A 26528-nucleotide genomic window follows, 5' to 3' on the forward strand; every position below is an offset into this window, starting at 1 on the left:
AGAATAAATAGAAAGGAAGAAATACATGCTGGTAAAATTACTTGAACCTTTAAGAGTCCCTAAAGAGTTGATTGATGAATTGGCACAACCGATTAAAGATAGAGGACATGATTTTGTTTATTATGAAGAAAAGACGACGGATACTGATGAATTAGCTGAACGAAGCAAGGATGCAGATATTGTCATGATAGCAAATAATCCTTATCCAGAAGAGGCCATCCAAAAAGCTGATCATATGAAATTGATCAATGTCGCATTTACAGGTGTAGACCATGTAGCAGGAGATGCAGCAAAAGAAAAAGACATCAAAATCGCTAATGCAGCCGGCTATTCCGATCAATCAGTAGCAGAACTGGTTATTGGGCTGACCCTTGATTTATATCGTTCTATTTCCCAAGGAAACCAAGACATCCGTAAGAAAGAGTTCCCTGGTTTGATCCAAGGAAATGAAATCAAAGGGAAGACAGTTGGAATATTAGGGACAGGCAATATTGGATTGATGACCGCTCGTTTGTTTGAAGCCTTTGGTGCCAACGTGATTGCATACAGTCGTACTGAAAAAGAAGTTGCAAAAGAGTTGGGAATAGAATACGTTTCTTTAGACGAACTAATGAAACAAAGCGACATCCTTTCCGTTCATCTGCCGTTGAATAAACAGACTAAGGGCTTCCTGTCAAAAGAAGAGTTGGCAAAAATGAAATCTTCTGCGATTTTGATCAATTGCGCGCGTGGTCCCATTATAGACAACGAAGCATTAGCAGAATTGCTGAATAATGGAGAAATCGCTGGAGCAGGAATCGATGTATTTGATATGGAGCCGCCTATTCCAAGTGATTACCCGTTGTTGAACGCGAAGAATGCTGTTTTGACGCCGCATGTTGCTTACTTGACAGATGAAGCTATGGTAGAAAGAGCAAAAATCGCTTTTGAGAATACGATTGCGTTCCTTGATGGGGAACCTAAAAATATCGTTCAAGAATAAGTGGTTAGTATGCATCCCCATTGAGTTTTTTTCTCAGTGGGGATTTTTTGTATTATTTAAAAAATGAGCAACATGAAGATATCACTGTGACTATTATGGAGGTGGGTATAATGAGTTTAGTAGAAATTAAAGGACTGACGAAAAAGTTCCACCATTTTACAGCATTGGATAAAATCGATTTGAATTTAAACGAAGGAGAAATATACGGTTTTATTGGACCAAATGGTGCTGGGAAGACAACAACGATCAGAGTGTTATTAGGACTATTAAAAGCTACAGAGGGGGAAGTTACTCTTTTTGGTAAAGACGCTTGGAAAGATGCTGTCATGATTCATAAAAGAATTGCATATGTTCCTGGTGAAGCAAATCTATGGCCTAATTTGACAGGTGGGCAAGTCATTGATTTGTTTATAGAAATGCACGGCAATAGCAATGTGGCGAGAAGAGATGAACTGATCCAACGTTTCAAATTAGATCCTACGAAAAAGTGTCGTGCTTATTCTAAAGGAAATCGCCAAAAAATCGCTCTTATTGCAGCTTTTACTTCAAACGCAGATCTATATATTCTTGATGAACCCACGTCAGGATTAGACCCATTGATGGAACAGATTTTTCAAGAGATCATTTTAGAACTCAAGCAACAAGGGAAAAGTATATTGTTATCGAGTCATATCTTATCTGAAGTTGAAAAATTGTGTGACCGAGTTGCCATTATTCGAGAGGGGAAAATTATAGAGACAGGGACTCTTTCAGAATTGAAGCACTTAACTAGGTCAACATTCACTGTTGAAACACAAAAACCTTTAGTGGGGTTAACAGAAATAAAAGGTGTTCAAAACATTAGTCAAAAGGGAAATAGTTGGGAATTCCAAGTAGACAGCGAAAAATTGCCAGAAGTGATTAGCCATATCAGTCAATTTGGTGTTTTAAAATTAGAAAGCTCTGCTCCTACGTTAGAAGATTTATTCATGCGGCACTATAAAGAGAAATCTTTTTAATCAATTTTTCAAGGAGAGAGGCGAGTAGTGGTGATAGGACAATGGTTTAAAGGAACTCGTACAGTAACAAAAATACTCTTGCACCAAAATGGGTTCAAGCTAGGTCTATGGTTATTTGGAATAATAGGGATGTCGTTGGTTGTAGCTAGTGTTTACCCTACTGTCTATACTAACCAAGAGGATCTTATAGGTTTTGCGATCACAATGGAGAACCCTGCAATGAACGCAATGCTAGGACCGAATTATCCAATCGACAAATATACTGTGGGAGCTGCTTTTGCAAACGAAATGTTATTGTTTACAGCTATTGCAGTAGCAGTCATGAATAGTTTATTTGTGAGTTCAAGTACTCGTAATGATGAGGAATCCGGACGTTTAGAATATATCCGGGCTTTGCCGGTTGGTCGTTTATCGTATCTAGCAGCTTCTGGAATAATAGTATTATTGGCAAATGGTCTTTTATTTCTTATCCTATCTGTTGGTTTAACCATTATTTCGGCATCTGGAATGAGTTTAGAAGCTTCTTTATTATATGGAGCATTGCTGGGAACTTGCGGACTGTTCTTTGCTGGATTAACAGTATTCATTGCACAATTGGCAGATACTGCAAGAAATACGACTATGTTGTCTATTGGTCTGGTTATCGTCTTATACCTCATCAGAGCCATTGGAGATGTTTGGAATGAAGCGCTGGCCTTGATCTCTCCTTTGGGGTGGGTGGTTCGTACGCAAGTCTTTGTAACAAACACTTGGTGGCCGGTTATCAATTTGCTTGTTGGAGCAGGAGTGTTGTTGATAGTGGCTCTTTATCTGAACCATAGAAGAGACATTGACACAGGTCTTATATCCAGTTACAAGGGAAAAGATAAGGCATCCGCTTTTTTGAAAACACCTGTAGGTTTAATATGGCACTTGGAAAAAAACATTTTAATAGGGTGGACCGTGATGCTGTTTTTAATCAGTGCAGCATTTGGAGCTATTCTAGGAGATTTAGAAACCTATTTTGCAGATGTAGAATTTATTGAAGGCTTTTTTTCAAAAGAAGCCGGTGCTGTTCTGCTAGAACAATTCATTGTATTATTGATGGAAATTTTATCTATTTTTACTGCCATAGCGGTCACCTCTATAGTATTTAAGTTGAAAAAAGAAGAAAAACAGCAGCGTATCGAACACTATTATAGTCGTTCAGTATCAAGAAACAAAATTCTGTTTACTTATTATATGATCTCCTTGCTCTTTTCTTGCGTGATCCAATTTGTGATTGCTTTAGGGTTATATTTGGCAGCTAATCAATCCTTAGCCGCAGGTCTTGAATGGTCTGTTGCATTCCAAGGAGCATTTATATATGTTCCGGCTCTTTGGTTTATCCTTGCCTTAGCGACATTTCTATTAGGGCTATGGCCGAAAGGGAGTTCATTTGTGTGGATGTATATTGCGTTAACACTGACAGTCGTCTATTTAGGAGGACTGATTGATTTTCCTGAATGGCTGAATCAGCTGTCTGTTTTTTATTTTATTCCAAAAGTACCGATTGAAACGATCAATTGGACAGAGTTGGAGATGTTGATAGGGGGAACTGTTCTATTAACTGTTCTCGGGTTTATTGGATACAATAGACGGGATTTTAAAAACTGATGCATGACAAGGGTTTGGGATTCAAAGCTAAGCGTTGAAAAAATAGAGGGACTCTCGATAAAATCAAAGAGTCCCTCTATTTATACAATTTATTGGATTTCAACTTTTAATCGTTCCGTCTTCCTCCGCCGAATAAAAGGACTAAACGAAGAACTTGCAAGAAAGAAGCGACAGCAGCAGCTACGTAAGTTAAAGCAGCAGCACGCAGTACATGTCTGGCCTGATCTAATTCTTCAGGAGTCAAGAGTTGTTGCTGATCCAAGATAGCGATCGCGCGATTTGAAGCGTCGAACTCTACCGGTAAAGTCACTAATTGGAAAACCAAGGTTAGAGAGAAAAATAAAATTCCTAAGTTGATCAATGATTGATTTCCACCAAAAATCACACCGGCTATAATCAGTGGAAATGAAATTCCTTGACCGAAATTCGCTACAGGTACTAAGGTACTTCTTAAACGCAGTGGGAAGTAGTTCTCTTGATCTTGTATCGCATGACCGGCTTCGTGGGCAGCTACACCAATAGCCGCAACAGAAGTTGAGTTATATGTTGCATCAGACAAACGTAAAATGTTGTTTTGAGAATCGTAATGGTCGGTCAAATCTCCGGGTACTCGATCAAGAACAACATTTCTCAAACCAGAATTGTCTAAAATAGATCGTGAAACCTCCCAAGCAGTGAATCCTCTGTTATTTCTAGTGTCCGCATACTTACTGTATGTGCTGCGAACATAAGTGCTTGCTATACCTGAAATCACTAATCCAATCAAAATAAAGATCATTGTTGGATCATAAAAAAAGTAAAATGGCATAATATTCTCCTTTCAGTTGTCAGTTGGCTTTATTATTCCCTTTAAGCGGCAACTTATCTTACTTTTATCATATCACGAAATGAGATAAAAAGAATTCATTAAGTCTATGACAATAGATACAGGAATAAGTATTATTGTACTTAGTGTAACAGATAAATGTGAATTTTTTGCAACTTCTAGTGATTTGTATTAACTGTTATTAAATTCATTCGATTACTATAATAGGGAGAACAAAAAAAGCTCTATAACTAAAGAAATACTTCATTAGTTACAGAACCGAATGGTTTGATTTTATTTGTTAGACATAAAATAGAATAGACAGAAACATTAATCCAGTACCGAGTAAAACAAACAAATGCCATACCACATGCATATATTTAACGTTTCGCAGGCTGTAAAAGATAGTTCCTACAATGTAAGCTGCACCGCCGGCTACCAATAAATACAACCCGTTTGTACCTAAGCCTTCGTATAGAGGTTTAAAAGTAACTGTACAAATCAAGCCCATTCCGATATAAACGATAGTGGAAACATTCGGGAATTTTTCAACAGCTACACTTTTAAAAATGATACCTGCCAGAGCGATAATCCAAATGATACTAAACATCACCCAGCCAAGCGTCCCGCCGATCGTCACCAAACAGTAAGGAGTATAAGTTCCTGCAATCAATACATAAATACTGCTGTGATCCAAAATTTTAAATAGTCTTCTCACACGTGTAAAACTCAAACTATGGTATAAGGTGGAACACAAGTAAAGAAGAATCAGACTAGTGCCATAAACAATGTAAGAGGCAAATTCTACTTTTGAACCGCTTTGAGACCCTTTCATAAGTAGTAAAACGAGTCCTGCTACACTTAATAAAACGCCGATGCCATGAGTGACTGCATTGAGTACCTCATTCCAGATCAAATATTTTTTCGTAAACGTAGGTGTTTTAACCAACCTAAATACCTCCTTTAAAGACTAAAATGGTACGGAGCACTCTAAGCTCTTTAATAAGATTATAGTAAATCTCCGATACGCGTTCAATAAATTCAGCTTAACACAGAATTTCCGTTATGTCATCATCTAGTTTCTGAAACTAGATGAAAAGCTGATTTATTTTTGAGTCAGACTTTGACGGATATGTGATCAGTTCGTTAGAATACTCGAAATGAAACGTTGCTTTACGGGATATTGGTTTTCATTAGGTGGATTACATAGTACACTAAAAGAAAAGTTGACTGATTGAGCAGAATAAAAAAATAACGGAAATACCTTTTGAACAATGAACACACTGTTCTAAAGTATTCCCGAATGTTGAAATTTGCACATGAGTTATACGCTTCTTTCTATCAGATTTTGTCTGAGCGATTGTCTCTATAAATTTATATCTAAGCAAATTTGTTTTAAAGTAATGGAGTGACCGTCATCTTTGCGAACAAAAAGCAGCTTTTGGACGTTCATAGTATACAAATCATGTAACGTTAAATGGTTTTTTCTCAAGATCATTTCAAGTGGAATATCCAATTCGTCATCAGCATTCAAAATGAAATCTTCTTGGTCGATTTTCAACTCTATTTCAGCGTCATTTTTGACTAAAACAAAAACGTATTGGACATTTAATACTTTTTCAATATGGTCCATTATAGCTCACTCCCATAATACATAAAGGTTGAATGGATATTAAAAGAACCTTTTTATCATTTATTGAAATAAAGTTTATTTATAAAAAATGTCATTTATGAAAGGTGCAAAAGAGGAGGAGATTAGGATAAGTAAATTATCTGTTATCTTAAGAAGGGGTAAAAGTTCCTCTTTTGCATCTCTTTAATTCAAACGACTAGAAAAGAACGGGTAATAAAGCGTATGTTCCATACACAACAGGTGGAGCACCAACAGTAACAAGAATACCTAAAATTGTAAAAAGATTCTTTTTGACAAATTTTTTCATAATATCACCTGACCTTTCTTTATTTACGTTTAGTGTACTACAAAAAAAATCAAAAAGTAAAAATGTGTCATATAAGAGAAAGTGAGGAAAAGCCTATGGAACAAAAATACGGCTATGTATTGAGACGGTTGCGAGAAGAAAAAGGATACTCTTTAAGACAAGTATCCAATGGTATTTTATCGACCTCCTTTTTATCGAAGTTTGAACGTGGGGAATCGAACATTTCTTTGAGTCATTTTATCAAAATCATTGAACGGATGAATATTTCTTTAGACGAATTTGTTTTTGCAGCTAATGAATACAAACCTAGCGAGTTAGATCGGTTGATGGCTGATATAGCAACAGCGTACCAACGAAATAATACTTCAAAATTAACGCTCATAAAAAATAAAGAGTATGAAAAATGGGAAGAATACGGACTAAACGCTTATTTATGTAACTCGATCATGGCAGAAGCTAAGTTATTGGATTTAGAAAAAAAAGAAATCGATAAGAAAAAAAGAGAATATTTAGCCAACTACTTATTCAATATAGAGCTGTGGGGAAATTATGAATTAGTCATTTACGCTAACTCTCTGACTATATTTCCGCCGGCTACCGTTATTGCTTTATCTAAAGAAATAGTCAAAAAGACATCCATGTACAAATTGGTTCATAAAAATTTTGTTCAGATACTAGGTATTTTTATAAATACTATAATTGTTTGCTTAGAAAACAACTTGCTGAATGATGCTTTATATTTTATTTTAACACTCGAAAATATGCATATGGCAGAGAATTTATTTTATGAACGAACTCTGTTGGTATTCTTAAAAGGGATTTATGAAATCAAAAAAGGCAATATTCCAGAAGGAGAATCTTTGTGTCGTAAAGCAATCGATACGATGTATACCATAGGATCTGAAGACTTAGCGATCAGTCATGAAGAATACGTTAATGAGATGATTCAATTAAAACAAGAAGAATCTGTAATTATAGATTCCACTATATGACACAAAAACGCAAGTTATCTTTTTGATTCAGTATGAGTTGAAGTAAGAGAAAAAAATGGAATAAAGCTGCTTCAAGGAGAATAACTCAAGAAGAGCTATAAGGAGAAATAGTATGTGGTTTTTTGTAGGATTTTTATTATTAGCGATAGCAGTGCTGGTATATTTTAATGAAGGTGGACCTGCAACGATTGAAATATTCGGGATGATTGGTTTATTCATTTTCTTCATGTATCTTGAACTATGGCCGTTAAGCGCTATTGTAGTCATTATTTGGGTGTATCGAAAATATCTGAAAGCCAAGCGAAATCGATGATAAAAAGAGGTTGGGAACATTCCCAGCCTCTTTTTATTTACTCGACAGTATTTAAATAATAGACGATTTCCGTCAAAGATTGTTTTAAAGATATCGCTGGTCTTCCCATCAAGTAAGGCAGGTCCGCACTTTCGACATCTAAATCCCCTTTTCTGATAGCTCGCTGGATATCTAAAGAAAACTCAGCCATCACATCGGGAGTTCCGTTCGCAATCAATACTTCCTGATAGGTTTTGTCATCTACGTTTCGAACAATCACTCGCCTTCCCAGGATAGAGGTTAATTCCCTAGCCATATCTGCATAACTTGAGGGAATACCTGAGAGTTCGTAAATTTTATTAGTGTGTTTACCAGAAGCCAAAACGGCGGCCGCAGCTTCGGCGTAATCAACTCTTGGAACCCAACCAACTCTGCCGCTTTCAGCCGCTGTCAAAACAGGACCTCCAGCCAGAACATTCTTAATCACAGGGATCTCATTTTCTACATACCAGTTGTTGCGCAAGAAAGTATAGGGAATACCGCTTTTAATGATCGCAGCTTCTGTTTGGCGATGAACTTCAGCAACAGGTAGAGAACTAGTTTCTGCTTTGGATACGCTAGTATAAACAAGTAAGCCGACACCTGTTCGTTCGGCAGCATAAATGACGTTGGAATGTTGTCGGATGCGAGTTTCATCATCGCCTTGAGAAGAAATCAGCAATAACCGATCAATTCCTGTAAAAGCTGCTTCTAATGAAGCAGGATCTTCGTAATCCGCTTGACGTATTTCAATTCTTTGTTCTTTAAATCGTTCTGCTTTAGCAGGGTCTCTGACTGATACTGCTAATTGTTCGGTTGGCACACGTTCCAATAAAGCTTGAACGACTTTTACCCCTAACATTCCTGTAGCACCAGTGATTAAAATCTTCATACTGAACCCTCCGAAAAATAGATTTTTTATACTGTCTAAATCAACCTGTTAGACCGCAAGTACAAAAAAAGCTCAATGAACAATTCATTAAGCTCTGAACACATATAGAAAATCAATTTAATTTAACAGCTGTTCCACTGCAAGTGACCATGATCATTCCATTGTCTGCGCCCAATGTTTCATAGTCCATTTTAACGCCTACAACAGCATCTGCTCCCATTTGCGCAGCACGATTAACCATTTCGTCTAAAGCATTTTCACGAGCTTGCAGAATTTCATCTTCATATCCTTGTGAACGGCCGCCAAAAAAGTTTCTCATTCCTGCTCCAAGATCTTTCAAGAAATTGATTCCTGAAATCACTTCGCCAAATACGATTCCTTCATAAGAAGCAATTGTTCTGCCTTCTACACTTCCAGTTGTTGTTACAATCATGTCAACGCCTCCAAAAATTAGTAGTGGTATACGTGTAGAGTATACCACTACTAAAACAAAAGCAAAACTATTGGGTGAACTATCCGTTTACAACTGTACCGCCATTTACGTGGATTACTTGTCCAGTAACATAGCTGGAATCAGAGCTTGCCAAGTAAACATAAGCTGGAGCCAACTCATAAGCTTCTCCGGCTCTTTCCATTGGGACAGAAGCTCCGAATTCTTCTTTATCTGTAGATCCGGTAGTTGCTGGAATCAATGGAGTCCAAATTGGACCAGGAGCTACACCGTTGACTCGAATATTTTTATCTAAAAATTCTTGGTTTTGTGCCAACGATCTCGTAAATGTCACAATAGCCCCTTTAGTTGACGAGTAGTCTAACAAGGTAGGATTACCTTGGTAAGCAGTCACAGAGGTTGAATTGATGACGACTCCATTGTCGTTTAAATACGGAAGAGCTGCTTTTGCAAAGTAAAACATAGAGAAGATGTTGGTTCTAAAAGTACGGTGAAGCTGTTCATCAGTGATATCTAATATGGATTCTTGTGCCAATTGTTGGGCAGCATTATTTACCAAGATATCAATATTTCCAAATTCTGCTACCGTTTTTTCTACTACTTCATTTGCGAAATCAGAATCTCCGACATCGCCAGTGAACCAGAGTACGGGTCTGCTAAGTTCTTCGATACGACTTCTAACTGCAGCAGCATCTTCATGTTGTTCAACATCAACCAAAGCTAACTTAGCGCCTTCTTTAGCGTAAGCAATAGCTACAGCTGCACCAATACCGCTATCTGCACCTGTAATGATAGCAACTTTTCCTTCTAATTTCCCAGCTGCTTTATAATTAGGACTTTCGATTAACGGTTCGGGAGACATTTTTTTGTTCTTGTCTTCTTGAAGATAATTTTCTTTAGGAGCTTGAGTGTCGAGATTTTTTTCATCTGCCATTAAAATACACCATCCTTAGTAAAGTTATTTTCAAGAATAGAGTAGCAACCGGTTTTAAAAATTACAATCAATAAGGCTTCGAGTGCCGGATAATTGGTTTATAAAACTAAAAAAAGTATACTAAAGTTAGAGATTAAGTTTGTTATAGGAGGGTCACTTTTGCCTAAAATAGAACGTAAAACACATAAAGTAGAAAATGACACAGAAGAAGATATCGAATTAAAATCAGGACGTTTTAGAATTTATTTCCAAAACAGGTACACGTTGATTTCTTTGTTAAATGATTTACTGGTTGGGCTTGTTTATATATTAGGAAGTATCAGTTCTCTTATAGGATTGCCTAGCATTTATGGCACCTATTTTTATTTAGCTGGTGGAGTATTTTTGATTTTACGACCACTGATCAAGATTATTCATAATATTTACATTTACAAAGATGCGGAAGAAAGAAGAGAAGAAGAGCGAAAAGAAAAAGAGCAAGAACAAAAAGAACAGAAAGAAAATGAAGGAGGAGACCAGGAAAGCCATCAAGAAGACCAAGAGTATAGTCAAGAATATTATGGGGATGATCATAATGAAGAATATGAAAAGGAGGAAAAGGCGGAAAAGGCGGGTTCATAAGAGCGGTTTAGCAAGAGCTGCGTTTAGTCACAGAGAGGATGGGACGTTATGAAATGGAAGCAGTTTTTTAAAGGACGCATGCAAAGTTTAACTACAGCAATCAGCAGGTTTCCTTTAACGGTATTATTTTTAGTGGTGGCCGCAATTATCAACACCCTCAATATCCAAACAGAAAATGGGGAATATGTTGAATGGATGTTAGCGTGTTTTATGGGAGCTTTAGCAGCGGCAGTTGCACAAGTGAGTTATGAACATTTTTTTAGAGAAAAAGAGAAAATGCGGTATGTTCTGTTCGTTTCTGCTCTTCTTTTTGCACTCTTGTATTATTTTATGATCGATATAGAATCGGATATGTTTTCGCTAAAAGTTGTGGTCCGGACAGTCGCATTAGCATTTGCCTTATTAATGACTTTTATTTGGATTCCAAGTATAAAGAGCCGCTTATCTTTCAGTGATTCTTTTACAGCTGGTTTTAAATCCTTATTTACAACGATTATGTTTTCAATTGTGCTAGGAGCAGGGGTATTGTCTATCTTGTCCGCAGTCAATGTGTTATTGATCAATGTGGACTATCGGTTATTCTTGCATGCATCGAATATAGTAGCGTCTTTATTTGCCCCTCTTTTATTTTTATCGTATATCCCTGTCTACTTACCGAAACACGAATCAAGTACAGAACAAATAAACCAATCTGCTGAAGTTGTCGAAGCCATCAGTGTTCCAAAAACGTTAGAAGTTTTGTTGACGTATATTGTCATTCCTTTAACGGTGGTTTTCACGATTATCTTGGCTTTATATATTTTAATGAATATAGGAAGAGACTTCTGGATCAACAATCTATTGGAGCCAATGTTGGTAAGTTATGCAATTGTAGTGATTCTGGTTATGTTATTTATTGGCCGACTAGACAATAAAATGGTGGTCTATTTCAGGTTGATTTTTCCAAAGATATTATTTTTGATCGTCCTTCTTCAAACGGTTGCTTCAGTGATCCAAATCAGCGAAAAAGGATTGACGATAGGACGCTATTACGTCATTTTATTTGGGGTATTTGCTATTATAGCTAGTATCATTTTTAGTATTTGGCCGAAACAAAAAAATGGATTAGTAGCTGTAGTATTAATTGTTTTTTCTCTTGTTTCTATCACACCTCCTGTAGATGCTTTTACGGTCAGCAAAAACGGGCAAATAGCATTTTTGGAGGCTACATTGAGAAATAACGATATGTTGACGGGGAATGAACTTCAACCGCGAAGCGATTTGCCTGAAAACGAACAGCGGAAAATAGAGGAGACGGTGAATGATCTGGAACAAAATGGAAATATAAAAGAGGTATCCTTCTTGCCTGACGATTATCAAACTTCAACAGATTTTGAATCTGCTTTTGGATTTGATCCATACAACGATGGAACAATTATAGAGGAGTACAGTTATTATTATTTTGAATGGACAAAAGAAACGACGGTAAATGTTTCAAATTACCAGCAATTGATAAAGGTGCAATTCGATACGTTAAATACCTCGTCCAATGAGACGGTTCAAACCATTGAAATAGAAGGTAACACCTATCAACTAGAGACGCAAGAAGCAGAGGGCAATCTTATCTTAGTATTAAAAAATCAAGAAAATGGAGAAATCATCCAAACCAATGTAACGAAGGCACTGGAAGAGATCGAACCTTCTTCAGATTTTAATCAAGCAGACTTAACATTTGAACAAGCTTTTATTGAAAATGAAAACAATACTGCAATAGTAGACACCTTAGTCATGCAATTGAATGATAACAATGATCAAGGATATTCCGGTGAGTTGTTTGTATTTGTCAGTATCAAATAAAAGGAGTAGATAATAGTGTGTGGAAGATACTCTTTAGAAGTTAGTAAAGAAGGTTTAACTGAACGATACAATCTGGAAAAAATAACCTTTGATTATCAGGAGAGAGAAGACATTTTTCCTGCGACTGTTGCTGTTGCACCTATCATTTTACCGGATACAGGTCTTGCTTTTTTGGAGTGGGGGTTCACTCCTCAGTTTGCTAAACGCCCGCTTATCAATGCTCGAGCAGAAACGATCTTAGAAAAGCCGACTTTTGGTAAAGCTTTTAGAACGATGCGTTGTTTAATTCCTGCAACAGCATTTTATGAATGGGAAAAGGGAGAAGAAAAGAAAATCAAACGCAGAATAACAGTGACCAATCAAATGATTTTCTCCATAGCAGGAATATGCGACTATTTCTTAGACGAAGAAGGAAGAGAACAGTTGAAATACTCTTTGATTACGACCGAGGCAAATGATCAAATGAAACAAATCCATCATCGGATGCCGGTGATTCTTAGACCAGAAGATGAATCAGAGTATTTAAATAAAGAACAGGAACCTGAAAAAGTTCATCAACTATTAAAACCGAGTGAATTAAAACTAGTGATTATATAAAAAAGCAGAGAAATCTGCTTTTTTATTTTATCTGAATATTCAGAATGTTCTGGGATACTCACCTTGAAATCAAGGCACTATAGGTGTAAGGTTATAGAAAAGACGTTATTCGTTGAATTAAAATGAACGAGAAGGGAGAAGAAACGAGCAGGAAAAGATAGCGGATATAAATATAAGGAGCGAAGTTGTGTGAAGAAAACAGAAATCCGGAATCGTTTGATCCGGGAATCAAAGGGAAAATTCGGTGTTGCAGTCAAAAAATTGGTGAAAGATCCCATTAAGTTAGACATTCTTACAATTGCTTGGCCCGTATTGATGGAGTTAGTATTGAGTTCAGTTTTTGGTATGATTGATATGATGATGTTAGGGAATATTCCTAACAATACTTACGCTGCAGCTGCAGTATCGTCTGTAGGGTTGACGAACCAGCCATTATTCTTAGCACTTTCCGTAGTACAAGCATTGAATGTTGGTGGAACGGCTATGATTGCTCGGTATTATGGTGCTGGAGAGAAGAAACGAATGGAAAATGTTTTAAAACATGTCATGTTGTTTGGACTCTTTTTTTCTATTCCTATTTCTGCTTTTGGGTTATTGAATGCAGAAAATATTATGTCCTTTATGGGTGGAGAAGCACATGCTATTGAAATAGGTGCTAGCTATTTTAGAGTTATTTGTATTAGTTACTTATTCCAGTCTTTTAATATTAGTATTACTGGAGCTTTAAGAGGTATCGGGCAGACACAGATTCCGATGCGCATCAATGTTTTAGTGAACTTTTTAAACGTTTTAGGAAACGCAGTCTTGATTTATGGACTGCTGGGCGCTCCTGCACTGGGCGTTGTAGGTGCAGCAACATCAACGGCAACGGCCAACTTAATCGCTAGTGTATTATTAGTCCGCTTCTTGATGAAAGGTAACAGCGAATTGCCGTTTTCTTTCAAACGCAAATTCAAATTTGATACGGGTACATTAAAAAATCTAGTTCGTATCGGTATGCCTTCTGCAATCGAGCAATTGATCTTAAGAGCAGGAGTCATTTTATTCATTCAAATCGTATCTAGTCTGGGAACGGTTATTTTTGCGGCCCATCAAATCGGTATGAACTTATTGAGTTTATCCTTTACCACTGGTCAAGCCTTTGGTATTTCCTCTTCTTCATTAGTAGGGCGTTCGCTTGGGAAGAAAGACACTCAGTTAGCTTCTGAATATGCTAAGAAAACAAGTATGATGGGAGCTATAACAGGAATCCTTGTAGGAACGGTATTATTTATTGGGTCAGAGTTTTTTGTCAGCCTCTATTCTAATGACCCGCAAATCATTCATAATGCTTCTACTGCTTTAAAAATCATCGCAGTTGTTCAACCTTTCCAAACGCATCAATTGATCGTAGCTGGATCGTTACGAGGTGCTGGGGATACTATGTTCCCGTTGATTTCTACTTTTGTTGGCGTATTAATCGTTCGAGTGATTTCTGCTTACTTTTTCGTTTTTGTACTAAATTTAGGATTAGTCGGAGCTTGGATGGGAATCGTTTTAGACCAGTTCCTGCGTTGGATTTTAGTTGGTGCTCGCTTTAAAGCGGGTAAATGGAAAAGTATCGTCATTCATTAGCAAACATTTAAAAGACAAAAAGAGCGTGAAAGCTCTTTTTGTCTTTTTTTTATTTCCCGGAAAATAATGTAGAAGGAACCAAAATCCTACTAATGACATAACCGGTATAACCATATTCATAGCCAAACAAAAGAGAGATGAGTATAATTTAGATAAGTTCTTAAACAAAGAAAGCAGGGATAACATGAAATTGTATATACGAGCAAAACGTTTTTCTATGAGAGAAACACTTATCATACGAGACGAAAAAGATGATCCAATTTATGAGATCAAAAGCGAATGGTTGTCGTTTGGTCGCAAGGTACATATTTATGACCAAAATAATGAAGAAGCAGCTTCTATTGAAGAGAAAAAGTTAGGATTTAAACCGCAATACGGCATTTACCAATTGGATACCAAAGTAGCAGAAGTGAAAAAAGATGAAAAAATGATGGGATCCGATTTTGAGATCAATAAAATCAATTGGCGGATAACAGGCGACGTAGAAGACAACGAATTTAAAATAAAAGAAAATTTACGTACAATTGCTGAACTCAAGAAAAAATGGTTTTCAGTTGGAGAGTCATTTGTTCTTGAAGTAGGGGAAGAAGAAAATTCCGTTGTAGCCTTAGCGATCGTGATAGCAATCTGGTGCTTAAAAGAAGACGAAGCTGAAGAAGAGAAATAACAGTATAGATGAAAGTTATAATTCTACACTAATAAGTAATTGAAAAGACTCACCATTGAAAAAACACATGGTTTCGTTTATTTTGTACGAAATCATGTGTTTTGCTCGTTGTGATCGAGAACCTCAACAATATAAACTCATCTTTTTAACTAGTAAACGATTGAATAAATGATTTTCTGGCAAATCCAACTTACCTGTATTACGATGATAATTTCGATTAAATGCTTGAATTTAAGGCAGTTAACTCGATACAACAAAAATGTAAAGAGGGCAGGAAACTAGTTTTCCCTGTCCTCTTTGAAGTAGTCTTCTAGGTTGAAGTAATGAAGCAACGAACCCTTCTTGCCTTCGTTGTACCATTTGTGATAGTGCTGAAATACAGCTGAAATATCTCCATTTTCTCTATCTACCAACTCTTTGACGGCTAAATAGCTTCTCCAGTAATCATACATGATACTCGTTAAATTGCCCTTATATGATTTGCTGCCGAATTCGCTCAAGGAGTGTTTGCCATATTTATCAGCAAACGTTGTGACTAAAGCCCGTTCAATAGTGCTGATTTCATCAAATGCCAGTTCATCCAACAATAACTTTCTCGGCAGGTAAAAGCACATTCCTTCTTCAAACCAAATTTCATTTTCCCAATTTCCAGTATCGAAATCCTCCATAAATAAGTCGATATGGTGGGTTAATTCATGCGCTAAAATCTCCATCATCTGAGACTCTGTATTCCGTTCATAATAATTTCTTATAATCGGCAAATCTTGACCATCCAACTGTTTAAGAAAGATTTCTTTCCATTCATCAACAATAGGAGACATGTAAATCAAGTCTTTTCTAGTGAAAGCAGGAATCGGCGTAGTAGAAAAGATAGAGGTTGCCAATTCTTCAGGTGTCCAGATGACTGCTTTTGGACTTTCGTTCAATTCAAAGTCTTCTCGCAGGATCAATTGGTAATGCACCAATTTTTGAAAGAGAGCATGAGCAAAATCTTTATGAGGTGCAGCTTGGTCTAAATCTTCAAAAGCAAAAATTTCTTTCATACAACGGCTCCTTTTTAAACCTGTTTTTTAAAGTTAGTCTTGCATCTCGTTTTTTACTTTATCTTGAATCATCACAACTTTTGTTTTTAGAAGATGTTCTCCATAACTGGGATCAATACACTCGCTCCAATAAGCTAAGTGTTTTTGATCAACATGGGAATCTGAAAATACGACATCGCTAGCTGCCATTCCTTGATAAGAAACCCAATACAAATACATCGTTTCATCGACGACTTCTTCAAAAATCGATTCTACATACATTTTTTCTCCAGGTAATGTTTGGAGCACTTCTTCTAAATGATCGTTCAAAAAATTCATCCATTCTTGAGCTACTGCTTCTTTTCCTTTTTTGACCCTAAAACGTTCTAATTCTACTTGCAATTGTGCCATGACTTCCTCCTTATACGGAATATTTGATTGAATTCAGTATAACAAATAAACAAAAATCTCTATAGATTTTTAATCAGAAAACAAATTTTAAATATTTAGTAAACTTTACTTATTTTTGTTTACTAGATAGAATAAACTATAACCATAAAATGAAAACGTTTTAAAAAGGAGGAGAATGAATAATGGAATTAACGACTTTAAAAGAAACTTTTGAAAAATTGTATGGTAAAAAAGAGGTACAAACGTACTTTGCTCCAGGGAGAATCAACTTGATTGGGGAGCACACAGATTACAATGGAGGTAATGTATTTCCTTGTGCGATTACTTTAGGTACATATGGGCTGATTGGTAAAAGAGAAGACACTACAGTTAACTTGTATTCTGAAAATTTTCCGAATATTGGTGTGATCTCATTTGATATAAAAGAACTGCAGTATAAAAAAGAGGACAACTGGGCAAATTACCCTAAAGGTGTTATCAAATACTTAACTGAAGCAGGACACACAATTGACAGCGGATTTGATATGGTGATCTATGGAAATATTCCGAATGGAGCAGGACTATCTTCATCTGCATCAATCGAGTTATTGATGGGGGTAGCCTTAGAAGAATTGTTTGGCTTAACGGTAGAACGCTTAGACTTGATTCAAATCGGTAAAAAAGTAGAAAACGAATTTATTGGAGTCAATTCAGGAATCATGGATCAATTTGCTGTGGGAATGGGTCAAAAAGATAAAGCGATTTTACTAGACACCAACACATTAGATTACGAGCTGGTTCCTATTAAACTGACCAACCATGTTATTGTCATCATGAATTCAAATAAACGACGTGAACTAGCAGATTCAAAATACAATGAACGACGCAGCGAGTGTGAGAAAGCATTAAGCGAGTTGCAAAAGGAACTCGAAATAAAATCGTTAGGTGACCTTGATGAAGCGACATTTGATGCGCATACTCATCTGATCTCTAATGAAGTGTTAGTAAAACGTGCTAAGCATGCCGTATACGAAAACCAACGGACATTAAAAGCGACAAAAGCTTTAAAAGAAGGTGACTTAGAGACGTTTGGTCAATTGATGAATGAGTCTCACTTGTCTACTCAGGACGATTATGAAGTTACAGGGATGGAATTAGATACATTAGTGCATACTGCATGGGAGCAACCAGGAGTAATAGGAGCCAGAATGACAGGTGCTGGATTCGGCGGTTGCGCAATAGCTATCGTGGAAAAAGATCAAACAGAAACATTTATTCAACAAGTTGAAGCCGCGTATGCAGACAAAGTTGGGTATAACGCTGAATTTTATATTGCTGAGATCAGCGATGGGGCAAAAAGACTGGAAAAATAAACGACAGATAAGAAAGGAGTGCTCAAGTGATTGATCAGGCCATAACGGATTTTATTGAGATCGGCATTCGTAAGCAAACGATAGACCCTTTGGACCGAAATTATAAAATCAATCAATTGTTAGCTATATTGCACAAAAGTGAATTTGATCCGACCATTTTACATAGTACACCATTACCAAACGTATTGGATGTACTGGATAAGTTGGTGGACTATGCTGTTGGAGGGAAAGTTATTGAGGATCTGCCTTCACAAAGAGATATTATGGAAGCAAAAATCATGGATTTAGTGACCCCGCTGCCTTCTAAGGTAAATGAAGTTTTTTGGGAATTGTATCAAGAGAATCCAAAAGAAGCAACGGATTATTTTTACAGATTAAGCCAATCTAATGATTATATTAAAACGAGAAGTATTGCCAAAAATAGTCATTTTCTAAAAAAGACAGCATACGGAGACTTAGAGATCACGATTAATTTGTCTAAGCCTGAAAAAGATGTGAAAGAAATAGCTCAAGCTAAAAATACAATCAGTTCCAGCTACCCATCCTGCTTATTGTGTATCGAGAATGAAGGATATGAGGGACATCTACTGCATCCGGGCAGAACAAATCATCGTCTAATTCGAATGTCTATTCGTCATGAAACATGGGGATTCCAATACTCTCCTTATTCGTATTACAACGAGCATGCCATTTTCTTGTCTCAAGAACATCGACCGATGTTTGTTAAGGAAGAAGCGTATCGAAAACTACTGAATATTGTAGAAATTTTGCCTCATTACTTTGTTGGATCTAATGCAGGGTTGCCAATCGTAGGGGGATCGATTCTGACTCATGACCATTACCAAGGTGGACGACATACATTTCCTATGGAAAAAGCAGAAGTTATTGCACCTTTTACGATGGAAGGGTATCCTGAAGTAGAAGCAGGAATCGTAAAGTGGCCTATGTCCGTGATTCGTTTACGGAGTAAAGAGACTGAAAAGTTGGTCGAAGCAGGTTCTTATATTTTGGATAAGTGGGAACAATATAGTGATGAGTCAGTAGATATTTTGTCTCATACAGGTGAAACACCGCATAACGCTATTACACCCATTGCCAGACAAAAAGACGGTATCTATGAATTGGATTTGGTGCTGAGAAACAATCGAACATCAAAAGAATTTCCAGATGGGATATTCCACCCTCATCCAGATGTGCAGCACATCAAAAAAGAAAATATTGGATTGATTGAAGTGATGGGATTGGCGATTCTTCCTCCAAGATTGAAACCAGAATTAAAAGAAGTCCAACATTATTTACTGGATGAACCTCATTCAATAGCGAGTTACCACAAAAAATGGGCAGATCAGTTGAAAACAACCACTAAGATTACTCCTGAAAATGTAGAAGCAGTGATTCAAGAAGGTGTGGGTTCTGTCTTTTTACGAGTACTGGAAGATGCGGGAGTATATAAAGCAACACCAGAAGGACAATCAGGGTTTAAACGATTTATTGAAACGTTGTAAGTCAGAATTATAGGGGGAATGAGTATGGAATTTGAAAAGAAAATATTCGGTGATTTATCTGGGGAAACAATCTATGAATACACCCTGACAAATAGTCAAGGAGTATCTTTATCTGCATTAAACCTGGGGGGAGTAGTGACCTCTATCAAAACTCCAGATAAAGCTGGACAATTTTCCAACATCACTTTAGGATTTGACAATGTGGAAGATTACCTGACTTATCGGCCTTTTTATGGAGCTTTAGTTGGAAGAGTTGCGGGCAGAATAGCTGAGGGTCGATTTAATTTGGAAGGTAAGGAGTACCAACTGCAAGTAAATGAAGGGGAAAATCACCATCACGGAGGCAACCCTGCTTTTGAGTCTCATATTTGGGACGTTTCTATAGAAGAAGGAGAAGCTTCAACCCATTTGATATTCAAGTATTTTAGTCCAGCTGGAGAAAACGGCTATCCAGGTAATTTAGTGGTGACCATCACGTATACTCTTTCTGAAGCCAATGAATGGAAAATCTCTTATCACGCTGAAACGGATGAGCCTACTTTATTCAATCCTACGAATCATGTGTATTTTAATTTAAGCGGAGATCACACAAAAACGATCAAAGAGCACACTCTGCTAGTCAATAGTGATCTCGTTGGAGAATTGAAGGAAGATGGTATTCCAACCGGGAAATTCCTTCCTGTGAATGATACAGACTTTGATTTGAGAGAACCGGTCAAATTAAGTAAAGGAATTACTAGTCAACATCCTCAGTTAGCCGATAAAAAAGGGTTTGATCATCCTTATTTCTTAGCCCATAGAGGTTCTGAACCGGATGCTGTTTTGTGTGACTCGGAATCTGGAAGAAAAGTGATTGTGACAACGGATTGTGATGCATTAGTTGTGTATACCCATAATGGTGTGAGCGGAGAATATGAGATTAATGGCAATAGAGTCGAACCTTATGCAGGAGTAGCGTTAGAAACTCAAACTATGCCGGATGCGATCAATCAAGATAACTTCGGGAATATTATTTTGTATCCGGGAGAAACATTTCATTCTGAAACTATTTATCAGTTTGAACAAGTGAAAGGTTGTTTAGAATAAAGAAAGAAAAGTGGTGATAAAATGGCGACGATTAAGGAAATCGCTGAAAAAGCAGGCGTATCCAGTGCGACAGTCTCACGTGTATTGAATTATGATGAAACGTTATCGGTCAGCGAGGAAACTAAAAAGCGCATTTTTGAAACAGCAGAAAAACTGAATTATTCTAAATTTCAAAAAAATAAAAAAGCTAAGCAAGGAAAAATTGCTATTGTTCAATGGTATACCGAAAAAGAAGAGCTGAATGATTTGTATTACTTATCCATTCGGTTAGGGGTAGAAAAAAAAGCCGAAGAAGAAGGGTATGAAATCGTTCGTTTGTTTCAAGATTCAAAAGCAAAATTGACGGCAGAGATAGAAGGGATTATCGCTATCGGAAAGTTTAGTGAACGAGAAGTCGCTAAGCTGAGCGAATGGACAAAGAATATCTGTTTTGTGGATTCCAATCAATTGGCTCATAAGCTGGATTCAGTAGAAGTTAATTTTGAGCAGGCTGTAACAGAAGTGATCAATTATTTTATTCAGCAACAACATGAAAAAATAGGTTTTATTGGTGGGCAAGAAAGTTATGCTGACCATTCTGCAAAGATTACGGATAAACGACAGATCATTTTTGAGCAGTTGCTGAAAGAAAAAGGCTTGTATCATGAGGAGTATATTTTTCTGGCAGATTCTTATCATGTTAGTTCTGGTGAGAAAATCATGCAAGAAGCTATTGATCAGTTGAAAGAAAACCTTCCGACAGCTTTTTTTGTAGCCAATGACGCATTAGCGATAGGCAGTCTAAGAACCTTACAAGGCAACGGGATTTCTGTTCCTAATGATGTATGTATTATGGGATTTAATGATGCGAGTGTAGCGAAATATGTGTTTCCTGCATTGAGTACTGTCAGAGTTGAGACAGAATTGATGGGAGAGACCGCTTTTGAATTATTGATGGATCGAATGGCGACTGAGCGAACGGTAGCTAAGAAAGTGACTCTTTCCACAGATCTGATTATTCGAGAAAGCACTATTAGGCAATAAACAGCTAAAACTCCGACCACATGATTGAGTGGTCGGAGTTTACTTTTGTGAAGCGTACGTTGAGCTAACCACCTCACTCCACGCTCTCTAGACGAGCTGCGCAAACCAGTCTTTCTATAGTTTCATTCCTCTCTTTTATCGGGAAAAGCGCCCGATTAAAGAGAGGAGATGAACCTCACGAAAGACTAAACGGTTTGCTACGCTCTCTGTTTTAAAACGCGTTGCGTAAAGCAGTCTTCCTATGTTTTCATGTCTGATTTTTTGTTGAGAAAACCGCTCAACTAAAAATCAGACAGTGAAACCTACGGAAGCCTAAGCGCTTTACTCCACGCTCTGCTCTTAAACGCGTTGCGTTCGGCAGCTCGCCTATCGCTTTCAAAAAAAGAAACTTAGGGAAAAAGCACCCTTAGTTTCTTTTTTGTGAAGCGTACGTCGATCTAACCGCCTCACTCCACGCTCTCTAGACGAGCTGCGCAAACCAGTCTTTCTGTAGTTTCATTCCTCTCTTTTATCGGGAAAAGCGCCCGATTAAAGAGAGGAGATGAACCTCACGAAAGACTAAACGGTTTGCTACGCTCTCTTATTTGATGAGGCCTGCTTTTTTGAAGGCGTCGTCTTTTGGTTGGTAGCCTATTGCTACTCTGGCTTGATCGATGTCTAATCGTGGGAAGGAGTTGTTGGAGATTCCGTTCACTACTAGAGCGGGTTCTTTTAGTTCTGCATTTAAACAGCAGTCGATTAAGTGGCACATATCGTCATTTGATAAATACATAGCTAAGCCATTCCAGTCTGTATCTGGATCGAATTCACTGTCATCGCCTTTGTAATCTCCAATACGCAATCCAATAGATTCTACTCCTTTTTCAAAAGCGAAATAAGAGGCTAAAGCTTCTGCGTATACTTTTGATACTCCATATAAATCAGCAGGTCTTGGAACTTCTGAAACTTTTACCTGTACATTTTTAGGATAACCGTCAGACGCATGAATAGAGCTGGCATAAATGACGCGTTTTAATGTATCGCTTTTAGAAGCAGCTTCAAATAAGTTATAAGGAAGTTTATAGTTTAAATCCAACAGGCTTTCATAGAATCCGGCTGTTGCATCAGCTTGGCCAGCTAGCTGAATAATGTAGTCTACGCCGTCCAATAAACCCTCCCAACTATCCTGCTCAACTAAATCTAATTCTCTGATATCTGTTCCTTCTAACAAAGATGGATCTGAATCATCAAATGTACGATTGACTAAAATCAAATCGTGATTGGGTTTTAAATGCTTAACTAAATTTTCACCGATATTTCCTGTAGCTCCAGTAATCAGAATTTTTGACATACTCTATACCTCCTATTATTCATTGATTTGTTCTTCCATTCAAAAAAGGCAGACTAAAAAGTTGCTTTTAGCCTTGCCTTTTTTGAAGGTTTTGTCAGAAAAAAACTTTAACGTCTGTCGTCTTTACGATCCAAGTCGTCTTTGAACTCTCCGACTTTTTTCTTAACTTCACCTTTAGCTTTTTGAGCTTTTCCTTCTGCTTGTTTTGACTTGTCGTCTGTCATATCTCCGTAAGTATCTTTCGCTCCACCTACAGCTTTATCTTTTAAACCTTCTGCTTTATCTTTCCATCCATCTTTTTTGTCTACCATGCTATTTCCTCCTCTTAGTTAATAGTAAAAACTAGTTGAAGCTAGTGTGAAAAACTAAAAATGAATATCTCTTATACACTAAAAGCATAGCTTTTGAAGAGATTAAACGCAACTAAAAAGCCTTATGTCATCTTTAAGATAGAAAATGGACAGTTGCTTAATATTCCAGTGTATTTGTGCTAAAATAATTTCATAGAGATGACGGAAATGAGGAAAATAAATTCATGAAAATATTGGCCATTGATACCTCTAATCAAGCAATGAGCATTGCTGTTTTAGAAAACGAAAAAATACTGGGTGAGTTAACGACTAATATAAAGAGGAATCATAGTGAAAGTCTAATGCCGGCTATAGACGGATTAATGAACGACTTGAAGATAGAGATTCAAGAAATTGACCGTGTAGTGGCTGCTAAAGGCCCAGGATCGTATACGGGGCTGAGAATCGGAGTGACCACTGCAAAAACATTAGCTTGGACATTGCAAAAAGAGTTAGTGGGAGTATCCAGTTTAAAAGTATTGGCAGCAAATGCAACCTCACCTGATCGGTACATCATTCCAGTCATGGACGCGCGAAGAGGGAATATTTATACTGGAATGTACCGGTTCATTGATGGCAAATTGACCGCGGTCGAATCCGACACTCACATTTCAGCAGAAAAATGGGCTGAATATTTGAGTAAAAAAGATGGTGAGTTTTTACTCATTGGTGAAGATCAACAGAAACATATAGAAACATTCAAATCACAATTAAATCATCGTGTCAGCTCGGCGTTGCCTTATCAGCATCTTCCAAGAGCCAGTGTACTGGGGATATTAGGTCTATCTAGTGAAGTTGAAGAGGTTCATACATTTACACCGGATTATTTAAAATTAGCTGAAGCAGAAGAAAATTGGCGTAAGGAGCATCCTGATTTAGTGGGGGAAAGTTATGTTGAAAAAATTTAGAGATTGGTTAACTAGTGGATCAACTACCATACCTGTTTTAGAAAATGGACAACAATTAAAGCTTTCACAACGTACCAAACTGAGCCAGTCTCATTTTGTACTGGACGATGGAAATGTTTTGGAACCGATAGTGGGAAGTGACAAAGATGTAGAAGCGTTGCTAGCCGTTCAAAAGGCTTGCTACAATGGAGAAACGCCTTGGAACGCAGCAGCCTTGCACCACGAACTCAAGCGTAATACAAATGCGCTGTACATTGTGATCAGACGATTTTCAGAACCCGTTGGATTTATAGGAGCATGGCTAGTTGAAAAAGAGGCGCATATTACTAATGTGGCAGTGATCCCTTCTTTTCAGAAAAAAGGAGTTGCTTCATGGATGATTCGAGAATTGGAAAGAATCTCCGTTCATGAAGGAATGGATATTTTAAGTTTAGAAGTCCGGATGTCAAATGTAAAAGCGCAACGGTTATATCGAGAGTTAGGCTTTAAGGACGGAAAAATAAAAAAATTTTACTATTCCAGCGATCATGAAGACGCTCTTGAAATGAGTAAAAAGCTAGTGAGAAATGAGGGAGCTAGATTTGAATCAGTCTAGTGATAATCAGCAGCTAGGTAAGGTACGGTTTTCTTTTGAATCGGAAGAAGGAGTGGGACCGGCTGAACTGTTTCGCTTAGCAGATGAAAGTTATCTTACAAGTTCTCCATGGAGTATCGGTGGATTTGCTGAAGATATGAAATCAGAACATGCTTATTACGGATTGGCTATGAATGATACAGGCTGCATCGGTTATATGGGGTATCATCTCTTATTTGACGAGGCAGAGATCACTAATTTCGTAATTAAAAAAAACTTTCAACAACAAGGTATAGCTACTCGATTGCTTCAGGCTGGATTGAATGAGTTAAAGAAAAAAGAATGTAAAAAAATTTTTCTGGAAGTCAGAGAGAGTAATCAACCAGCTATTCGGTTATATGAAAATAACGGGTTTGTTCGATTGGGTATACGAAAAAATTATTACCATGAACCAGAAGAGAACGCCATAATCATGCAATTGACTTTGTAACCTAGATGTTTGAATAGAAAAGAGTGAATGGAATCAAAATGGAAAAAAATTGGATTTTAGCTATTGAATCAAGCTGTGATGAAACAAGTGCAGCGGTAATCGAAAATGGAGAGGTCATTTTATCTAATATTGTAGCCTCTCAAATAAAAAGTCATATGCGTTTTGGAGGTGTAGTGCCCGAAATCGCAAGTCGGCATCATGTAGAACAGATTACATTGATTATTGAAGAAGCAATGGAAGAGGCTAACGTCACTTATGATGATTTATCTGCCGTAGCAGTCACAGAAGGCCCAGGTTTAGTTGGTGCATTACTGATTGGAGTAAACGCAGCTAAAGCTGTTGCATTTGCTCATAACTTACCGTTGATTGCCGTAAACCACATGGCCGGACATATTTATTCGAATAAATTTGTTCATTCAATGAAGTTTCCTTTACTAGCTTTAGTAGTTAGTGGAGGGCATACGGAACTGGTTTACATGGCGGAAGATGGTTCTTACGAAATCATTGGAGAGACACGAGATGATGCTGCTGGGGAAGCTTACGATAAAATAGGGCGCGTTTTGGGACTGCCGTATCCTGGAGGTAAAATCATTGATGAAATGGCTCATAAGGGAAAAGATGTATACAATTTTCCGCGTGCTATGCTAAAAGAAGACAACTATGATTTTAGTTTTAGTGGATTAAAAAGTTCGTTTATCAATAAAGTGCACAATGCGGAACAAAAAGGTGAAGAATTGAATGCAAATGATTTAGCAGCCAGTTTCCAAGCTAGTGTTATAGAAGTGTTGGTCACAAAAACACTTAGAGCTGTGAAAGAATATGACGTAAACCAATTGCTGTTAGCTGGCGGCGTTGCTGCCAATAAAGGATTGAGAGAAGCTCTTTCTGATGTAATGGCTAAAGAAGCTCCAGAAGTTGAATTGGTTATTCCACCATTGTCTTTATGTGGAGATAATGCAGCTATGATAGGGGCAGCAGGATTTGTGGAGTTTAATAAACAACAGTTTGCCGGATATGATTTGAATGCCAAACCGGGTCTGTTGTTAGGCTAATAAAATAAGGAATTGAAAAGCGAAAGATACTAACGGAGAATCCCAGTTATCTTTCGCTTTTTTTACTGTTTTTAGCGGGACTGCATAACAACAACTGGACAAAAACAGGGTAAACACGAACGATAGATTA

27 protein-coding genes and 1 pseudogene are annotated in these 26528 nt (G+C 37.3%); 18 read left to right on the forward strand and 10 right to left on the reverse strand.

The features are described 5' to 3' along the window. Window positions 1–25: 25 nt before the first annotated feature. From LMF32_RS07800 to LMF32_RS07810, 3 genes are all read left to right on the forward strand, one after another. Window positions 26–982 (forward strand): 2-hydroxyacid dehydrogenase, encoded by a 957-nt coding sequence (locus LMF32_RS07800; RefSeq protein WP_230524410.1) that lies wholly within the window; start codon window positions 26–28, stop codon window positions 980–982. A 107-nt stretch (window positions 983–1089) separates the two neighbouring features. After that, complete coding sequence (locus LMF32_RS07805) at window positions 1090–1980, forward strand: ABC transporter ATP-binding protein (protein WP_347401933.1); 891 nt, start codon at window positions 1090–1092, stop codon at window positions 1978–1980. Between the two features lie 27 nt (window positions 1981–2007). Further along, window positions 2008–3615, forward strand: coding sequence for an ABC transporter permease (locus tag LMF32_RS07810; RefSeq protein WP_230524412.1), 1608 nt, complete (start codon window positions 2008–2010; stop codon window positions 3613–3615). A gap of 106 nt (window positions 3616–3721) precedes the next feature. Here LMF32_RS07810 and LMF32_RS07815 read toward each other — a convergent pair whose 3' ends face one another. The 3 genes from LMF32_RS07815 to LMF32_RS07825 form a co-directional block, all read right to left on the reverse strand. Beyond that, window positions 3722–4423: a zinc metallopeptidase gene (locus tag LMF32_RS07815; protein ID WP_230524413.1), complete on the reverse strand. Its 702-nt coding sequence runs from the start codon at window positions 4421–4423 to the stop codon at window positions 3722–3724. Between the two features lie 298 nt (window positions 4424–4721). Further along, complete coding sequence (locus LMF32_RS07820) at window positions 4722–5369, reverse strand: hemolysin III family protein (protein ID WP_092480489.1); 648 nt, start codon at window positions 5367–5369, stop codon at window positions 4722–4724. 417 nt (window positions 5370–5786) lie between these two features. Beyond that, window positions 5787–6053: a hypothetical protein gene (locus tag LMF32_RS07825; RefSeq protein ID WP_230524414.1), complete on the reverse strand. Its 267-nt coding sequence runs from the start codon at window positions 6051–6053 to the stop codon at window positions 5787–5789. A 402-nt stretch (window positions 6054–6455) separates the two neighbouring features. Between LMF32_RS07825 and LMF32_RS07830 the strand changes: the two genes are divergently transcribed. After that, window positions 6456–7352, forward strand: coding sequence for an Rgg/GadR/MutR family transcriptional regulator (locus LMF32_RS07830; RefSeq protein ID WP_230524415.1), 897 nt, complete (start codon window positions 6456–6458; stop codon window positions 7350–7352). A 112-nt stretch (window positions 7353–7464) separates the two neighbouring features. Further along, entirely contained in the window at window positions 7465–7665 is a 201-nt protein-coding gene (locus LMF32_RS07835; protein ID WP_092480492.1) for a hypothetical protein, read from the forward strand. Window positions 7666–7702: 37 nt separating this feature from the next. Here the strand turns inward: LMF32_RS07835 and LMF32_RS07840 are convergent, their stop codons facing one another. From LMF32_RS07840 to LMF32_RS07850, 3 genes are all read right to left on the reverse strand, one after another. Then, window positions 7703–8575, reverse strand: a complete 873-nt coding sequence (locus tag LMF32_RS07840) for an SDR family oxidoreductase (protein ID WP_230524416.1) — start codon at window positions 8573–8575, stop codon at window positions 7703–7705. Window positions 8576–8687: 112 nt separating this feature from the next. Continuing rightward, window positions 8688–9008: a putative heavy metal-binding protein gene (locus tag LMF32_RS07845; protein ID WP_092480494.1), complete on the reverse strand. Its 321-nt coding sequence runs from the start codon at window positions 9006–9008 to the stop codon at window positions 8688–8690. 79 nt (window positions 9009–9087) lie between these two features. Beyond that, window positions 9088–9960 (reverse strand): glucose 1-dehydrogenase, encoded by an 873-nt coding sequence (locus tag LMF32_RS07850; protein ID WP_092480495.1) that lies wholly within the window; start codon window positions 9958–9960, stop codon window positions 9088–9090. A 159-nt stretch (window positions 9961–10119) separates the two neighbouring features. Between LMF32_RS07850 and LMF32_RS07855 the strand changes: the two are divergent. The 5 genes and pseudogenes from LMF32_RS07855 to LMF32_RS07875 all read left to right on the forward strand — a co-directional run. Further along, window positions 10120–10443, forward strand: a pseudogene (locus LMF32_RS07855) (YrhK family protein); the annotation flags it as partial. Window positions 10444–10629: 186 nt separating this feature from the next. Continuing rightward, window positions 10630–12417: a DUF4153 domain-containing protein gene (locus LMF32_RS07860; protein WP_230524417.1), complete on the forward strand. Its 1788-nt coding sequence runs from the start codon at window positions 10630–10632 to the stop codon at window positions 12415–12417. A 15-nt stretch (window positions 12418–12432) separates the two neighbouring features. Further along, a complete protein-coding gene (locus tag LMF32_RS07865) occupies window positions 12433–13014 on the forward strand; it encodes an SOS response-associated peptidase (RefSeq protein ID WP_230524418.1) in 582 nt (193 codons plus the stop codon). A 189-nt stretch (window positions 13015–13203) separates the two neighbouring features. Further along, window positions 13204–14628, forward strand: a complete 1425-nt coding sequence (locus LMF32_RS07870; protein WP_230524419.1) for an MATE family efflux transporter — start codon at window positions 13204–13206, stop codon at window positions 14626–14628. Between the two features lie 184 nt (window positions 14629–14812). Continuing rightward, the gene (locus tag LMF32_RS07875) at window positions 14813–15295 is read left to right on the forward strand and encodes an LURP-one-related family protein (protein ID WP_230524420.1); all 483 of its coding nucleotides are present in this window, start codon (window positions 14813–14815) and stop codon (window positions 15293–15295) included. Window positions 15296–15573: 278 nt separating this feature from the next. Here the strand turns inward: LMF32_RS07875 and LMF32_RS07880 are convergent, their stop codons facing one another. Together LMF32_RS07880 and LMF32_RS07885 are read right to left on the reverse strand one after the other, a co-directional pair. Next, window positions 15574–16338 (reverse strand): hypothetical protein, encoded by a 765-nt coding sequence (locus LMF32_RS07880; RefSeq protein ID WP_230524421.1) that lies wholly within the window; start codon window positions 16336–16338, stop codon window positions 15574–15576. A 33-nt stretch (window positions 16339–16371) separates the two neighbouring features. Continuing rightward, entirely contained in the window at window positions 16372–16728 is a 357-nt protein-coding gene (locus tag LMF32_RS07885; protein WP_218147498.1) for a DUF6176 family protein, read from the reverse strand. 182 nt (window positions 16729–16910) lie between these two features. Here LMF32_RS07885 and LMF32_RS07890 point away from each other — a divergent pair, with 182 nt between their 5' ends. From LMF32_RS07890 to LMF32_RS07905, 4 genes are read left to right on the forward strand one after another with little or no spacing between them, the layout of a single operon-like run. Next, window positions 16911–18080 carry a galactokinase gene (locus LMF32_RS07890; protein WP_230524422.1) on the forward strand — a complete coding sequence of 390 codons (1170 nt, stop codon included), beginning with the start codon at window positions 16911–16913 and terminating at the stop codon, window positions 18078–18080. Between the two features lie 26 nt (window positions 18081–18106). Continuing rightward, complete coding sequence (galT, locus tag LMF32_RS07895; protein WP_230524423.1) at window positions 18107–19585, forward strand: UDP-glucose--hexose-1-phosphate uridylyltransferase; 1479 nt, start codon at window positions 18107–18109, stop codon at window positions 19583–19585. A 24-nt stretch (window positions 19586–19609) separates the two neighbouring features. Continuing rightward, window positions 19610–20671 carry an aldose epimerase family protein gene (locus LMF32_RS07900; RefSeq protein WP_092480505.1) on the forward strand — a complete coding sequence of 354 codons (1062 nt, stop codon included), beginning with the start codon at window positions 19610–19612 and terminating at the stop codon, window positions 20669–20671. A 21-nt stretch (window positions 20672–20692) separates the two neighbouring features. Beyond that, window positions 20693–21694, forward strand: coding sequence for a LacI family DNA-binding transcriptional regulator (locus tag LMF32_RS07905; protein ID WP_230524424.1), 1002 nt, complete (start codon window positions 20693–20695; stop codon window positions 21692–21694). A 580-nt stretch (window positions 21695–22274) separates the two neighbouring features. Here LMF32_RS07905 and LMF32_RS07910 read toward each other — a convergent pair. Further along, window positions 22275–23024: an NAD(P)-dependent oxidoreductase gene (locus LMF32_RS07910; protein WP_230524425.1), complete on the reverse strand. Its 750-nt coding sequence runs from the start codon at window positions 23022–23024 to the stop codon at window positions 22275–22277. A gap of 107 nt (window positions 23025–23131) precedes the next feature. Then, window positions 23132–23335, reverse strand: coding sequence for a CsbD family protein (locus LMF32_RS07915; protein WP_230524426.1), 204 nt, complete (start codon window positions 23333–23335; stop codon window positions 23132–23134). A 224-nt stretch (window positions 23336–23559) separates the two neighbouring features. On the opposite strand from LMF32_RS07915, the gene tsaB reads away from it, so the two are divergent. From tsaB to tsaD, 4 genes are read left to right on the forward strand one after another with little or no spacing between them, the layout of a single operon-like run. Further along, window positions 23560–24282 (forward strand): tRNA (adenosine(37)-N6)-threonylcarbamoyltransferase complex dimerization subunit type 1 TsaB, encoded by a 723-nt coding sequence (gene tsaB / locus LMF32_RS07920; RefSeq protein ID WP_230524427.1) that lies wholly within the window; start codon window positions 23560–23562, stop codon window positions 24280–24282. Continuing rightward, a complete protein-coding gene (gene rimI, locus LMF32_RS07925) occupies window positions 24266–24877 on the forward strand; it encodes a ribosomal protein S18-alanine N-acetyltransferase (RefSeq protein WP_092480510.1) in 612 nt (203 codons plus the stop codon). The genes tsaB and rimI (LMF32_RS07925) overlap by 17 nt, the downstream gene beginning before the upstream one ends. Beyond that, a complete protein-coding gene (gene rimI / locus LMF32_RS07930; RefSeq protein WP_230524428.1) occupies window positions 24864–25346 on the forward strand; it encodes a ribosomal protein S18-alanine N-acetyltransferase in 483 nt (160 codons plus the stop codon). The genes rimI (LMF32_RS07925) and rimI (LMF32_RS07930) overlap by 14 nt, the downstream gene beginning before the upstream one ends. A 38-nt stretch (window positions 25347–25384) precedes the next feature. Beyond that, entirely contained in the window at window positions 25385–26398 is a 1014-nt protein-coding gene (gene tsaD / locus LMF32_RS07935; protein WP_230524429.1) for a tRNA (adenosine(37)-N6)-threonylcarbamoyltransferase complex transferase subunit TsaD, read from the forward strand. Window positions 26399–26528: the final 130 nt, after the last annotated feature.

This window comes from Desemzia sp. C1 (assembly GCF_020882875.1).
Lineage (GTDB): Bacteria > Bacillota > Bacilli > Lactobacillales > Carnobacteriaceae > Desemzia > Desemzia incerta.